This window comes from Ruegeria sp. AO1 (assembly GCF_056535985.1).
Genome location: NZ_JBQFJC010000001.1, coordinates 127,502 through 141,002, shown reverse-complemented (window position 1 = coordinate 141,002; position 13,501 = coordinate 127,502). Strand labels below are relative to the sequence as shown.

Sequence of the window (13,501 nt, the reverse complement as noted above, 5' to 3'; positions counted from 1 at the left end):
CAAGGTTGGGTGCGTCGGGCATCTCTGCCCGACGCCAGGGAGTTGAGGTTACTGGTAATCACGCAGCAGGCGCACAGCCGATGTCTGGGCTTCCCCAAGCGCGTCTTCAGCCGATTTTGTGCCGGTCAAAGCCGCCTGAATTGCGTTGTTCAAACCCTCACGCACGCGTGCGGTTTCAAAGGTCGAGAACTCAGCAACCGCGTTTTCCAGCTGGTTTCGGGCAACGAGAGCGGGTGGGAACTCTTCTGTATAGGATTTAAGCGCCTCGGTTTCATACGCCGCCGGAGACACGCCCATATAGCCGGTCGCGATGGACCACGCTGCCGCTTGCTCGGGCGAGGTCATGAATTCGATCAGCTTCATGGCCGCCGCGCGCTCTTCGTCCGATGTCTCCTTGAAAACATAGAAGTTGCCGCCGCCGGTAGGCGAACCCAGCCGCACATTGGCCGGAAGCTCGGCGACGCCAAAGTCAAAACTGGCATTGTTCTTCACAGCCGTAAGGTTGCCGGTCGAATGCCACATCATCGAGGTCTGACCTTCAAGGAACGCCTGCCGCAGGGTACCCCATTCAACGGTGCCAGTGGGCATGATGCCATGCTCCTGCGACAGCGACTGCCAGAATTCCAACGTATCGACAACGGTTTCGTCATCGAAATAGGTTGTCAGGCCGTCATCGGACATCACCTCCTTGCCGTTCTGGATCGCCAACGCCTGGAACATCCAATAGGGATAGCCTGTCGATGGGATCATCAGGCCATAGGTGTCGTCGTTGGTCAGTGCCTTGCCCATGCTAATCAGCTCGTCCCAGGTCTTGGGCGGTGCCTCAGGGTCAAGACCTGCCGCACGAAACTGGTCCTTGTTGTAATAGGCAACGATAGTTGAACGCTGGAACGGAATGCCCCAAGTTTTACCCTCGATCCGGCCATTGGCCATCAATGCAGGATAAAAGCTATCTAGCCAGTCCGGGTTAACCCCGTCGATATCTTCGTAGGCCACGATCAGATCCTGCTCGATCAGATCATAGGCATCGATTGAGAACATCACCGCCAGCTGAGCCGGTTCACCCGATGCAAGTGCGGACAAAGCACGAACACGCGTGTCGTCATAGTTGCCTGAATAGATCGCGTTGACCTTGATGTCAGGGTTGGCGGCTTCAAAATCGGCAACGATGCCATCCACTACCTCGGTCAGCGCGCCGCCAACCGCGATAGGATAATACATTGTTAGTTCCGTCTCAGCCGCCGCCGCCGACGTCAGCGCGGTGGCCGAGACGGCAGCCAAACTTATCTTCTTAATAACGTTCATTTTTTCCTCCCAGTGATGACAGTTATTCTTGTCTTTCCAAAGTTCAGTTGCTCGACCTACCCGGCCAGTCGCTTGCCCATGTCGTCAAAGAAATGCAGGTCTTCATCGGCAAAGCTGATCTCCAGATCTTCTCCTGCCGGAATATGTTTCAGTCCGGGCATGGATACGGTCAGACCATTGGCAGCAGGATGTGACAGGCCAATGAATGTTTCGGAACCCAGGAATTCGCATTCCGATACTTTACAAGTCAGCCTGCCCTTGCCCGATTCCACCACCTTCACCGCTTCGGCGCGAAGGCCAATTGTCGTTGCGCGCTCAAATCCCGGCACGCCTTCTGACTTGATCAGCGCCATTGGCGGGGCACCGACAAACTCGGCGACAAAAGTGTTAGCAGGCTTGTAGTAAAGCTCTTCCGGGGACCCTGTCTGCTGGATATGGCCGTCTTTCATCAGCACGACCATGTCGGCCATGCTCATCGCTTCGGTTTGGTCATGCGTGACGTAAACTACGGTGATGCCCAAATCGACCTGAAGTTTTTTGATGTCCTTGCGCACAGAGGCGCGCAGCTTGGCATCAAGGTTCGAAAGCGGCTCATCCATCAGGCACAGCGGCTGGTTTGCCACGATCGCACGTGCAAGCGCCACACGCTGGCGCTGACCACCCGACAATTCCCCCGGCTTACGCTGCTCATAGCCCAGCAAGCCAGTGATCTCGAGCGCCCGGGTCAGTTTCTCGCGCCGTTCCGCCGCGACGACTTTTCGTACCTTGAGGCCAAAAACAACGTTTTCCGCGACACTCAGATGCGGGAACAATGCATAAGACTGGAACACCATCGACAGATTGCGTTCTGCAGGGGCAGAAGTAGTGATGTCACGCCCGTCAATGACGATCCGCCCCTCATCCGGCAATTCTAGTCCCGACAGCAATCTCAGCGTCGTTGACTTGCCGCAGCCCGACGGGCCAAGCAGCGCTACGAACGAACCACGCGGGATCGAAAGATTAATATTCTCGACGCCAAGCTGCCCATTCCAGCGCTTAGCAATATTGTCGACGTGAACAAACGGTTCTGCCATATTCAGCGCTCTCCTTGTGAGTAAGTAATGGCTTCGCCCAAACTGTCTGCGAGATCGGAAAATTCAGGGCCCGGAGGACGGTCGCACACGACAACGTCGACATCCGAGATGTTGCCGCCCAATGCTGGCGCAATGCGACCAAATTTACTGCTGTCTATTACGAGGATCGATTTGGCTGCGTGCTGCTGCATTTTCATTCTCACCCGAACCTCAGCTGGATGAAATTCTAACAACCCACCATCATGCGCCACACCGGCAACGCCAAATATTGCGAACTCGGCACGAAACCTGTCAAAGAAATCGGTAGCTTCTTCGCCGATAAAATCACGATCGGGCAGGCGCAGCTCGCCTCCTGGCAAAAGGATACGGTTTGAGATTTCATTACTCAGCGCCATCGCGGCACTCAGGTTGTTCGTGATGACCGTTAACTCCTGGTGGCCGGACAGTGCCTTAGCCACTTCGAGCGGAGTCGACCCAATTGAAAGGAACACGTTCGCCCCATTGGGGATCATGCTCGCAACAAGTTCGGAAACCGACCGTTTGCCACGTAAGTTCGTTCCGGCTCTCTGATCAAACGGGGTATTCAAACGGCTTTCAGCCAGCTCGATCCGCCCGTGCGCGCGTCGCAGGTTTTCGCCGTCGCACAAAATGTCCAGATCACGGCGGATGGTTTGCGTCGAGACCCCTAGCATTTCCGCTAAGGCCCCCACACTGACACCGCCACGCTCTTGCACGACCTGCTGGATTAAATCCCTCCGTCTGATCTTCTTTGACGCCATTTATCCCCCTTCAAGTTGCCAGAACCATATCACCAAAAAACAACAAAACAACATTTTTCAATCAAAGCCACATAGAACGTTGAAGGGTGACTTAATCGCAAGTGTCGAAAAATTATATTTTTCAAAGCTTTGCGCACAAAGCTTCAGAACTCGCTAGTGGCGACTTGCTAAAAATGTTGTTTTTTCTTCCATTTTGTTTTGTTGATGTTACATTCCGTATTGCGTCAAACCTGTCGGGGGCGCCCATCAAAAAAGGACATTTGGACACATGCTTGACGCCAACTCGATATTTTCGCGTTATCAGTCCATACGTCCCAGACTCCCAAAAGCAACATTCAACGCGGCCACTCTGGATATTGAGTCACTTCTGGATATTGGCAACGAAGTAGACGCCTTTGTTTTTGATGCTTTTGGCGTTCTAAATGTTGGCGAAACTCCGATTCCCGGAGCGGCAGCTCGTTTGAAAGAGCTCAGGGAGGGCGGACACCAGATTCGCATTCTTTCCAATGCTGCCAGCTATAATCACCAGGGCGCGACTGCCAAGTTTCAAAAACTCGGAATGCAAGTTGACGCAGATGAGATTGTAACCAGCCGCGACGCAGCCTTGGCAAACCTGAACGACGTTCTGTGGGGCTGCATCGCCTCTCCGTCTGACGATCTGACGGACATCTTATCCGAGACGATCAGGCTTGAGGCAGACCAGACAGACTTTGACCGCGCTGACGGTTTCTTGTTTCTCTCGACCGAAATCTGGCAACGATCTCAACAATCCATGCTTTGCGACAGCTTGTTGGCGAACCCGCGCCCAGTGGTGATCGCAAATGCTGATCTGGCAGCGCCACGAGACTTCGGATTCTCACTGGAGCCCGGTCACTACGGGCATTTGCTGGCAGATGAGGGCCTTCAAGACATCAAGTTCTTTGGCAAGCCATTTCCGGAAGTATTTGAAATGGTCGAAGCCACGCTTCCAGGAATTCCGCCCGAACGCATCGCGATGTGCGGTGACACTCTTCACACCGATATCCTCGGTGCAGCAGCACGGGGTTGGCGCACAGTCCTTGTCGCGCAAGATGGAGTGTTTTCGGGGCTGGATACTCGCACTTTTTGCGAGCAATCGAGCTTGACACCGAGCTGGCGCCTACTTCGCATATAGAAAACATCGTGATGCTCCCACTTTTGGCGAAGTATCAGACCGAAAATTAGCCTTGGTTCGAACGGCGGCTATGTCCCAAACAGCGGTCGACTTCGAACCGCGTCTCGAATGGCAGTTTTCTGCAACCAATGCACGAATTGCAGCGTCATAACAAACCGGAAACATCACTGAACGGGTGTTATGTGAACCGCCTTGTGGTTGAGAGTGCTACCCATCGCTGCTTGTCGTGATCCGCCTCATAAGTCCTCTCCCCATTGCTTTTGAAGACGCAATCCAATATCAAGACCGGCTGCGCTTCCGGTCGACTAAGCCGAGTGCGGCTTGAAGCGAACAAACCAAATGGAGGGTGCCATGTAGCAACGAAACTACATGAAAGGCCGCTACAATGGCCCACTACAAACGCAAACGGGCACGCACTGTATCTCGGATTGGCTACTCAGCACGGGGGCTCGAGCATCGACTGTCGGAAGGTCCGGACACCATACATTGGCTGGAGAACTGGCCGCGATGGCATGACAAGCTGTTTCATACGAAACCCTATTAGACAGGGCCGTGTCCTCGGCTGCGCCTGCGGGCCGCACCACCCCTGTCGAATAGCATTGCCTCGCCCCCTCCCGCGTTCGCCACGTGGCAGATCAGCAGGAACAGGCGGCTTCGCCGTCTGATCTGCAAATCAGCCCTGATTTCCTGAAGGAAAGTCAGTTCAAACTAAGCAGTCTGCGGGAGTACGAAAAGGGGGTGTTGGGTCAGTTTATGACGCAAAGGTCAAATTCGTCTGACGTCCAACAGTAAACCAGTGGCGGACCGAGGAGGATTCGAACCCCCGACCCCTTGATTCGTAGTCAAGTACTCTATCCAGCTGAGCTATCGGTCCGCGTTGGTGAAGCGGTGTTTAGACCCGGTGCGGGGGACGTGCAAGCCGATTCTGCAAAAAACCTTCAAAAAGTTAGATCGCCGCGTGGGAGGCTTATTTCAAAGGTTGTGCCGGTGGGTCCGGTCTCTTTCAGCACAAGATCTCCACCATGTCCGCGCACCAGTTCCTGTGAAATCGCAAGCCCAAGGCCCGAGCCCCCCTTGCGTACGCCGCCTTGGAACGGCGTGAACAGATTCTCGCGTGCTTTGGGCGGTAGGCCGGGGCCGGTATCGCGGATTTCGATGCACCAGCTGGCCTCCATGGCGCAGCCGGTGACAGTGACGCGCCCGGGTTTGCCTGAGGAGACCAGAGCCTGCCGGGCATTGCGCACAAGGTTCATGATCACACGGAAGAGCTGCTCTGGGTCTGCGCGCACGACCAGATCCTCGGGCACCTCGTTCACGATTTCGACGCAGGCATCGGCAACGGCCAACTGCTCGCTGGCGGCAACATCTTCGGCGATGTCGCGGACGCGCACCATGGTCAGGGTCGGCGCAGGCTCTTCCGCCCGACCGAAGGCAAGGGTGCTTTCACACAGCGAAACCGCGCGAGTGATCGAGTTGACCAGCTTGGGTGCCATACGGCGGACCAAGGGGTCATCGCTGGCTTCGATCCGATCCGTAAACAACTGCGCCGAGGTCAGGATATTGCGCAGGTCATGGCTGACTTTGGCGACAGCGCCACCCAGTTGCGCCAGACGTTCGCGTTGTTTCAACGCCTGCGTCAGGTCGGTTTGCAACATCTTTAAAGCCTCTTCCGCCTCACGCAGTTCGGTGACCTTGGAGTTGGGAGTGATAATGCCGCGTGCATCCTCGGGCGCGCTGGCATAGCGCTGCATATAGCCGACAACGCTTTTGATCGGACGCACCAGCACAACGCGCACCGCAAGGAACAGGAAGAAAGCCGTGATGATCGAAATAACAAAAGACAGCCCCAGAATGCGCAGCCCGTAATCGACCATCGCCATGCGCAAAGGCATGCTATCAATGGTAACCTCGATAAGCAGACCAGCGCCTTTGACCGGCTCACCGATCACACGGATGACCTCATTTTCAGTGGTAAAAATACGGGTCATCGCATCGCGGATCAGGATCCACGGGCCCGCGTCTCGCAGGTCATAGGTGTTGGTGATCTGTTCCGGGATGGGCGAAGACAGCATCAGCTGCCGCACCTCATCGCGCCGAAGGACAACGTTGTAGACACCGGCATTTGCCAGAAGCTCGGCCTCAAGATCGTCAGCGAGCATATCATCGGCCAGCAGCGCCAAAGACGCGATCTGTGCGCGTTCCAGCCGGTTCAGTAGGAAGTCTTCTCGAAAACGCGCGATGGACGGCACAAAGATCAGGACCTCGGCCAACATCACGAAGACCGTCGTCAGGATCAGAAATCGGCCGGACAGCGAGTTCAATTGGCGCTCCTCTTCCGGTCAGGGGATCCAGCGTTGCACGAACCTGACCACGCGTTTAACCGTCTGATTCTCAAACAGCCTTGGCGAGAAATAAGCCCCCGCCACACGTTTGTTAAGCTCTCCGATCGTCGGATAGGGCGAAACCATCGCGGCGATCTGCCCCATCTTGAGGTTATTGGCCAGCGCAAGGGACCACAAGTTGATCAGTTCTCCGGCCTGATGGCCGACGATTGTCGCGCCCACGGGGCGTCCTTTGACGACCATAACCTTGATGAAGCCCTTTGTCTTACGCTCGGATATGGCTCGGTCATTGTGGTGGTAGTCGAACCGGGCGACCTCGATCGTGTCACCATGCTGTTCACGGGCTTGTGCCTCGGTCAGGCCGACCTGAGCCAGTTCTGGGTCCGTATAGGTAGCCCATGGGATATGAGCTGTCTTGGCCTTTGATGGCAGACCAAACAGGGCCGAGCGGATGATGATGCCAGCATGGTACCCCGCCACATGGGTGAATTGCAGACCACCCGCCACATCGCCGATGGCATAGACCTTGCGGTTGGTCGTGCGCAGGGCATCATCCACCGTGATCCCCTTGCGTGTACGGTCAATCCCGACGGCCTCAAGGTTCAGGCGTTCGACATTTGCCTTGCGTCCGGCTGCCATGAGAAGGTGGGTACCGGCAAAGATGTCTCCGTTCTGGGTGACAACCTCGACCGCACCAGCCGAGCCTCGGATTTGCGCGACCATGGCTTCTTCCTGAATATCGACCCCTTCGGCCCGCAGGGTCTCGAGAACAAGGGCTGCGGCCTCGGGGTCATCCTTGCCCAGCGCCTTTGCGCCTTCGATCACGGTCACCTTGCAGCCCAGCCGTATATGGGCCTGCGCCATCTCCATCCCGATGGGGCCGCCGCCGATAATCAGCAGGTGGTCAGGCTTGTCCTTCAGATCAAAGATGGTTTCATTCGTGTAGAACGTCACCGAGTCCAGCCCCGGGATCGGCGGCACAAGCGGCGATGACCCGGTGGCGATGACAACCCGCCGGGCGGTGATCACGTTCTCACCTGCCTGCACCTGCGTCGGAGACAGGAAGGTGCCAAATTCGCGGATCACCTTGACGCCGAAACCTTCGAACCGTTCCTGACTGTCCATCGGCTCGATCTGAGCGATCACTCCGTGCACATGATCCTTGGCGGCGCCATAGTCCACTTGCGGTACAACATCGGCCACGCCAAAGGGCGCCGAATGGGCCTGCCCATAAGCCATCTTGCCACTGGCGATCAGGGCCTTGGAGGGGACACAGCCAAAGTTCAGGCAATCGCCGCCCATCTTGTGACCTTCCAGCAGGATCACCTCGGCCCCCATCTGCGCGGCCCCTGCCGCAACCGACAAACCGCCCGACCCGGCGCCGATGACCAGGATATCTGTTTTCAGCTCTTTCATGGAATTCAGGCGTCCTTTTTCCCGCGCAGGGCTTTGATCAGAATGGGCAGAGCGGCCAATACGCACAAGCCTATGATCGGACCGACAACAAAAGGTTCCCAAAGCAGCGAAACATCCGGCGTTTCGCCGCGATCAAAGACACCACCCAGGCCGACACCAATCCAGGTGTAGACAATCCCGCCCGGAATGATGCCCAGCGCCGTGGTGAACAGGAAGTTGCGGAACTTCACGCCCACCAGTGCCGGGACCAGATTGGCTACAAAGAACGGAACCACGGGCACAAGACGCAGCAGAAACAGGACCGAGATTTCATTCTCGCGCAGGCCGTCCTTGAGTTTCTTGATGGTCCCTTCCGAGGATTCGAGGCGCGCCGTCAACGACTCACCCAAGCCCCAGCGCGCAGCCAGAAAGATGGCGGATGCGCCGATCGTGGCTGCGAACACGTTGAACGCGGTGCCTGCGAACAGTCCGAACAGGAAACCACCGGTCATCGAGGCGACGGCTGCTCCGGGCAGGGAAAACGCCACGATCACGATATAGATCCCAATGAAAGCTGCGGCCATGGCCCAGTAATACTCATCCCGCCAGGCCAACAGGGCCTCGCGATTGTCGCGCAGGGTTTCAAAACTCAGGTAGTCCCCAAGGGTGAAGAACCCCACCGCGGCAACGGTCAGGATCACAAGCAATGGAATATGGCGCGCAAACCCGCTGCGCGGTGCTTGGGTCGTTTCGCTCATCTTACTGTCCGGCTTTGATTGTTTCATTCCGACCTCAACATGCGCTGCCCGACGGTCCTGCAACAGGCCCCTCACGCGGCCTTGAACTCTGGGACCGGGAATGTGAGGGTTCGGGGCGCAAAAAACCGGATTCTGAAATCTTTTAACCGGCCAGGTTACAGAATTGTTGCAAAAGGCGCGAAAACCCGTGCCTTGGGGTTTGACTTACCCCCCGCTTGGCAGTAGAGGACGGGCTTCGAACACTCGGGCCAGGCGAATCCGCGCCGCACCCACCGCTATAGATTGGAGACGGAGCGATGAAACGCACCTATCAGCCTTCGAACCTGGTTCGCAAACGCCGCCACGGTTTCCGCGCGCGCATGGCCACCAAAGCCGGCCGCAAAATCCTGAACGCGCGCCGTGCACGCGGCCGTAAATCGCTGAGCGCGTAAACCGCCTCACCGATCAGGTTATGAACATGACGCCGCCGGAGGCCCCTGAGGATGGTATCAACCAACCGAGGGTCAAGCCCCCGGCGGCGTCCGTTTGCGTGCCTAAACCTCTGACCATTCTCAAGAATCGTTCTGATTTCCTGAAAGCGGCAAGGGCGCGTCGGCAAGGCACATCCTCGATGATGGTGCAGGCCCGCAGGCGCGCTTCGGACGAGGGCGCAGGCATTCGCGTCGGGTTTACGTGTTCCAAAAAGGTCGGCAATGCGGTGGCCCGCAACCGAGCCAAGCGCCGCCTGCGTGAAGCAGCCCGCGCCGTACTGCCCACACAAGGGCATGAGGGCTGGGACTATGTCCTGATCGGCCGCGCCGAGGTCACCGCCGGGCGGGCGTTTGACGCCATGCTAAACGATCTGCGCTATGCCCTGCGCAAGATCCACGCCCCTCGCAAATGACCCTACTGGCGCGCATATTCGCCCTGCCCGTGCGCGCATACCGGTTGATTTTCAGCCCCTGGGTCGGATTCAATTGTCGCTACCAGCCAACATGCTCGGCCTATGCGCTGGAAGCGCTAGAGAAACACGGCGCGATCAAAGGCGCGTGGCTGGCCACCCGTAGAATCGGGCGCTGCCACCCATTGGGCGGCACGGGGTATGACCCGGTGCCCGAAAAATCCGAAGACGGTTAGACCAGCGCCAGATTCCCTCGGTCCGTGAACCTTCGGGTCGGGATGACTTCACGATCCAACTTACCCAGCACAGTGTGGAGCAAATCCTCGTAGAATCGTGGCGAGTCGAAATACCAGCTGTGGCTGGCGGATGGCCCATCCGGGTAATCCGCGCGATTGTCATTGAAGAACTTGCCGCAATACAGGTTAACCGCCTTTTCAGGGTGGTCCGAGGGCATACCCACACGCCCCAACCGACGCGAAACGCCCACGCGCTTAACCTCAGAGATCGATAGAACCTCATCAAACGGGCTGTAGTAGCATGTCAGCCTCGTACACCGCATCAGAGATGAGGTCTTGGCGCTGCCCTCGCGAAAAGACTTGGCTGAGACATCCGCCGCGACAAAGGCGATCTGGCTGGTGGTCCAGCTGTGCTGCGCAATCTCATGGTCGTCATCGGCATAGTCCATGGCCTCGCGCACCAGAAACGTCCCCATGGAATGCGCCAGAACGTGAACATTATGGGGGCAATCCGGGGTCTGCATTTTGGACAGGCGTCTGATCCCGTCATTGAACAGCTTATCCGCCGAGCGCCGGGCATCGGCCCTGTCCGAGCTATAACCCAAGACGGATCCATCGCTTGGCCAGTCATAGCTGACGATCACACCTTTGAACCCATGGGCCTCGAGCCCCTTCCGGATTTTGCGGTGCCGCTCCAGCATCTCGAACTGCTCGGTGTTGAAGCCATGCACGAAAAAGACGATGTGGCCCTTTTCATGATCCGTCGCCCCGGCGGCCTGCTGCACCTTGTCCAGCCAGTCCGAGATTCGGATTTCATGTTTACGTGCTGGCGTCTTTACGTTGGACGGTATTGCTAGGTAGCGCGCCTTGCCCAGTTTGTTTGAATAGGTATTGCCGCTGCGTCCGCGGACGGTAAAGAAATAGTCCATTTTAAGCTCCGTCGGTAAATCCGCAGAGCATAGCACAGGCGGCGAATCCCCCAATAACGGCCCCGGTTCGCGACACCTTGCCCGCGCGCATCCTGCGCTGTAATCACGGCCTATGTTTGATGAAGCCGACGATATCCATCCGCTGTTTGCTGGCGCGCCCTCGACGACCGAGTTTAAGAAGCTGCGCAAACGCATCGTGCGCCAGACCCGTGAGGCGATCGAGCAGTACGGAATGATCGACCCCTCCGCCCATGACAAGGCCGGACAACCACCGCGCTGGCTGGTCTGCCTGTCGGGCGGCAAGGACAGCTACACCCTGCTTGCCGTCCTCTATGAACTGAAATGGCGCGGGTTGCTGCCAGTCGATTTACTGGCCTGCAATCTGGATCAGGGGCAGCCCGGCTTTCCCGCCACCGTCCTGCCCGAATTTCTGGAGCGGATGGGTGTTCCCCACCGGATCGAGTATCAGGACACCTATTCCGTTGTGATGGACAAGGTCCCTCAAGGCCGGACCTATTGCGCCCTGTGTTCGCGCCTGCGCCGGGGCAACCTGTATCGCATCGCGCGGGAAGAGGGCTGCTCGGCCGTGGTGCTGGGTCATCACCGCGATGACATTCTGGAAACTTTCTTCATGAACCTGTTCCACGGCGGGCGTCTGGCCACCATGCCCCCCAAACTGGTTAATGAGGAAGGCGACCTGTTCGTCTTCCGCCCACTGGCCCACGTAGCCGAGGCCGATTGCGAGAAATTCGCCAAGGCTATGAATTACCCGATCATTCCCTGCGATCTGTGTGGCAGTCAGGATGGGTTGCAGCGCCAGCAGGTCAAACAGATTCTCGATCAGTGGGAAAAGAACAGCCCCGGTCGCCGTCAGGTGATGTTCCGCGCCCTGACCAACGCCCGCCCCTCGCATTTGTTGGATCCAAAATTGTTCGACTTTTCAGGACTTTCCCTGGATCTTGGCAAAAAAGACGAAAATTCGGCTGAAATTCCGCAGTTGCGTTAACGTCTGACTCAGACTGGTTTCCTACGGTTCACCTTGAGCGCTCGATGCCCAAGGCCCGGAATAGCTATGCGGAAACTTCCTGATTTTGATCGTTTTCTCCGTCCTGTGACCTCTGCCCTCAGCGGGCCATCTGCGCTGGCCTTTCTGCCAGCGCTCAGCCTCGGGGCTTTTTGGCTGGGCGGCGAACGCGCGCTTGTCAGTGTGACGCTTGGGGTGCCGTTGATGTTTGCGGTGTCCGGGATTGTGAACAGTCAGTCGAAAACGCGCGCAGGGCAGGCAATCGGTGGTGTGCTGCCGAGTGATCAGTTCAATCTGGCCCTGTCAGAAAAGCTTGAAATCGCGCAACAGCAAGAGGCTGGTACAGCCTGCATCGCCATTGCAATCGACGGTTTTCCCGAGGTTGCGGATATTCACGGTCAGGCCGTCGCCGATCACATCCACCAGCAATTCTGCAGCTGCGTTCTTTCGATGATCCGCGACAATGACATTGCGATGTTGGTCGGAGACGACGGCCTGATGATCGGTCTGCATCCGTCGCAGCAGCTAGACCTCGAGGCCTGCATTCAGATGTCCGGGCGCATCCAGTCTGCGGTGGAAGAGCCGATCATGCTCAATGGAATCGGTCTCTACCTGACTTGTTCGATTGGGTTCAGCCTGAACAAAACTATCTCTGGCGATACGGTCTCGGACTGGAAAGCTGCCAGTACCGATGCGCTGACCGAGGCACAGCGCAGTGGGCCCTCGACGATTCGGGCCTATTCCTCCGAGACCCGACGCAGGTCGCTGGTCCGAAGCAATCTGCGCAAGGAGTTCGAGGCAGCGCTGGATCATGGCGATATCCGCCCGTGGTTCCAACCACAGGTATCCACGGATACCGGCCGCGTTACGGGTTTTGAGGCGCTGGCCCGGTGGGAACATCCGCAAAAAGGTGTACTGAGCCCACAAGTCTTCCTGCCCTTCGCCGAACAAGCCGACTTGATGGAGCGTTTGGGTCAGGCCATCCGGCACCACGCCTTCACCGCCATGCGGGCCTGGGAAAGGGCGGGCGTTATTGTGCCACGTATGGGTGTCAATTTCTCCTCGGATGAGCTGCGCGGACCTAGTTTGATCGACCGCCTCAAATGGGAGCTTGATCAATTCGACCTGACCCCCGACAGGCTGACGGTCGAAGTGTTAGAGACCGTCTTTTCCCGCCGTCCCGATGATGTGATCACCCGCAATGTCACCGGCCTTGCAGCTTTGGGGTGCTGTATTGATCTGGATGATTTCGGCACCGGCGATGCCTCAATCGCGTCGATCAAGCGGTTCAACGTCACGCGGATCAAGATCGATCGCTCATTCGTTGCCAAGTCTGATCAGGACCCCAGTCAGCAACAGATGGCCAGCGCCATCCTGACCATGGCCGAACGTTTGAACCTCGAGACGCTGGCGGAAGGGGTCGAGACACCGGGGGAACATGCCCTGATGGCCCAGCTTGGATGTGATCACGTGCAAGGCTTTGGTATTGGCAAGCCAATGCCGTTCGAAAAGACGCTGGACTGGATGGCTGCGCATAACGGCAAGATGAACGGGGTTCCTAAAATCGGACGCCAAACCGGCTGAATTCTTTGAAAGAGTGGCCTGGAATGCCACGACGCGACGAATT

Annotated in this window: 13 protein-coding genes and 1 tRNA gene; 6 read left to right on the top strand and 8 right to left on the bottom strand. The window is 57.3% G+C overall.

All coding sequences use genetic code 11. The annotated features are described in order from the left end of the window. Positions 1 to 48 precede the first annotated feature (48 nt). The 3 genes from ACR3FB_RS00775 to ACR3FB_RS00765 are packed head-to-tail and all read right to left on the bottom strand — an operon-like array spanning position 49 to position 3,157. Positions 49 to 1,305 (bottom strand): ABC transporter substrate-binding protein, encoded by a 1,257-nt coding sequence (locus ACR3FB_RS00775; protein WP_480563362.1) that lies wholly within the window; start codon positions 1,303 to 1,305, stop codon positions 49 to 51. A gap of 56 nt (positions 1,306 to 1,361) precedes the next feature. Then, positions 1,362 to 2,378: an ABC transporter ATP-binding protein gene (locus ACR3FB_RS00770; RefSeq protein WP_170398781.1), complete on the bottom strand. Its 1,017-nt coding sequence runs from the start codon at positions 2,376 to 2,378 to the stop codon at positions 1,362 to 1,364. A 2-nt stretch (positions 2,379 to 2,380) separates the two neighbouring features. Then, a complete protein-coding gene (locus ACR3FB_RS00765; protein ID WP_170398784.1) occupies positions 2,381 to 3,157 on the bottom strand; it encodes a DeoR/GlpR family DNA-binding transcription regulator in 777 nt (258 codons plus the stop codon). Positions 3,158 to 3,425: 268 nt separating this feature from the next. On the opposite strand from ACR3FB_RS00765, the gene ACR3FB_RS00760 reads away from it, so the two are divergent. Beyond that, positions 3,426 to 4,310, top strand: a complete 885-nt coding sequence (locus ACR3FB_RS00760; RefSeq protein WP_480563360.1) for an HAD-IIA family hydrolase — start codon at positions 3,426 to 3,428, stop codon at positions 4,308 to 4,310. Positions 4,311 to 5,107: 797 nt separating this feature from the next. Here ACR3FB_RS00760 and ACR3FB_RS00755 read toward each other — a convergent pair. The 4 genes from ACR3FB_RS00755 to ACR3FB_RS00740 all read right to left on the bottom strand — a co-directional run bounded on the left by ACR3FB_RS00755 (position 5,108) and on the right by ACR3FB_RS00740 (position 8,805). Next, a tRNA-Arg gene (locus ACR3FB_RS00755) sits at positions 5,108 to 5,184 on the bottom strand. 64 nt (positions 5,185 to 5,248) lie between these two features. Then, positions 5,249 to 6,631, bottom strand: coding sequence for an ATP-binding protein (locus tag ACR3FB_RS00750; RefSeq protein ID WP_425083726.1), 1,383 nt, complete (start codon positions 6,629 to 6,631; stop codon positions 5,249 to 5,251). Between the two features lie 18 nt (positions 6,632 to 6,649). Further along, entirely contained in the window at positions 6,650 to 8,068 is a 1,419-nt protein-coding gene (locus tag ACR3FB_RS00745; RefSeq protein ID WP_480563358.1) for a dihydrolipoyl dehydrogenase family protein, read from the bottom strand. A gap of 5 nt (positions 8,069 to 8,073) precedes the next feature. Then, on the bottom strand, positions 8,074 to 8,805 hold the full coding sequence (locus ACR3FB_RS00740) for a TVP38/TMEM64 family protein (protein WP_480563356.1): 732 nt from the start codon (positions 8,803 to 8,805) through the stop codon (positions 8,074 to 8,076). A gap of 296 nt (positions 8,806 to 9,101) precedes the next feature. Between ACR3FB_RS00740 and rpmH the strand changes: the two genes are divergently transcribed. Genes rpmH through yidD form a run of 3 tightly spaced genes read left to right on the top strand, consistent with a single transcriptional unit; the run spans position 9,102 to position 9,921 of the window. Further along, entirely contained in the window at positions 9,102 to 9,236 is a 135-nt protein-coding gene (gene rpmH / locus ACR3FB_RS00735) for a 50S ribosomal protein L34 (RefSeq protein WP_005980833.1), read from the top strand. Between the two features lie 26 nt (positions 9,237 to 9,262). After that, positions 9,263 to 9,688: a ribonuclease P protein component gene (gene rnpA / locus ACR3FB_RS00730; RefSeq protein ID WP_480563354.1), complete on the top strand. Its 426-nt coding sequence runs from the start codon at positions 9,263 to 9,265 to the stop codon at positions 9,686 to 9,688. Continuing rightward, positions 9,685 to 9,921, top strand: coding sequence for a membrane protein insertion efficiency factor YidD (gene yidD / locus ACR3FB_RS00725; RefSeq protein ID WP_425083730.1), 237 nt, complete (start codon positions 9,685 to 9,687; stop codon positions 9,919 to 9,921). Before rnpA ends, yidD begins: the two co-directional genes overlap by 4 nt. Here yidD and ACR3FB_RS00720 read toward each other — a convergent pair. After that, positions 9,918 to 10,850 carry an alpha/beta fold hydrolase gene (locus tag ACR3FB_RS00720; protein WP_480563352.1) on the bottom strand — a complete coding sequence of 311 codons (933 nt, stop codon included), beginning with the start codon at positions 10,848 to 10,850 and terminating at the stop codon, positions 9,918 to 9,920. The genes yidD and ACR3FB_RS00720 overlap by 4 nt on opposite strands. 112 nt (positions 10,851 to 10,962) lie before the next feature. On the opposite strand from ACR3FB_RS00720, the gene ttcA reads away from it, so the two are divergent. Together ttcA and ACR3FB_RS00710 are read left to right on the top strand one after the other, a co-directional pair. Continuing rightward, on the top strand, positions 10,963 to 11,856 hold the full coding sequence (gene ttcA / locus ACR3FB_RS00715) for a tRNA 2-thiocytidine(32) synthetase TtcA (protein WP_480563350.1): 894 nt from the start codon (positions 10,963 to 10,965) through the stop codon (positions 11,854 to 11,856). 66 nt (positions 11,857 to 11,922) lie between these two features. After that, positions 11,923 to 13,458, top strand: coding sequence for a putative bifunctional diguanylate cyclase/phosphodiesterase (locus tag ACR3FB_RS00710; protein WP_480563348.1), 1,536 nt, complete (start codon positions 11,923 to 11,925; stop codon positions 13,456 to 13,458). Positions 13,459 to 13,501: the final 43 nt, after the last annotated feature.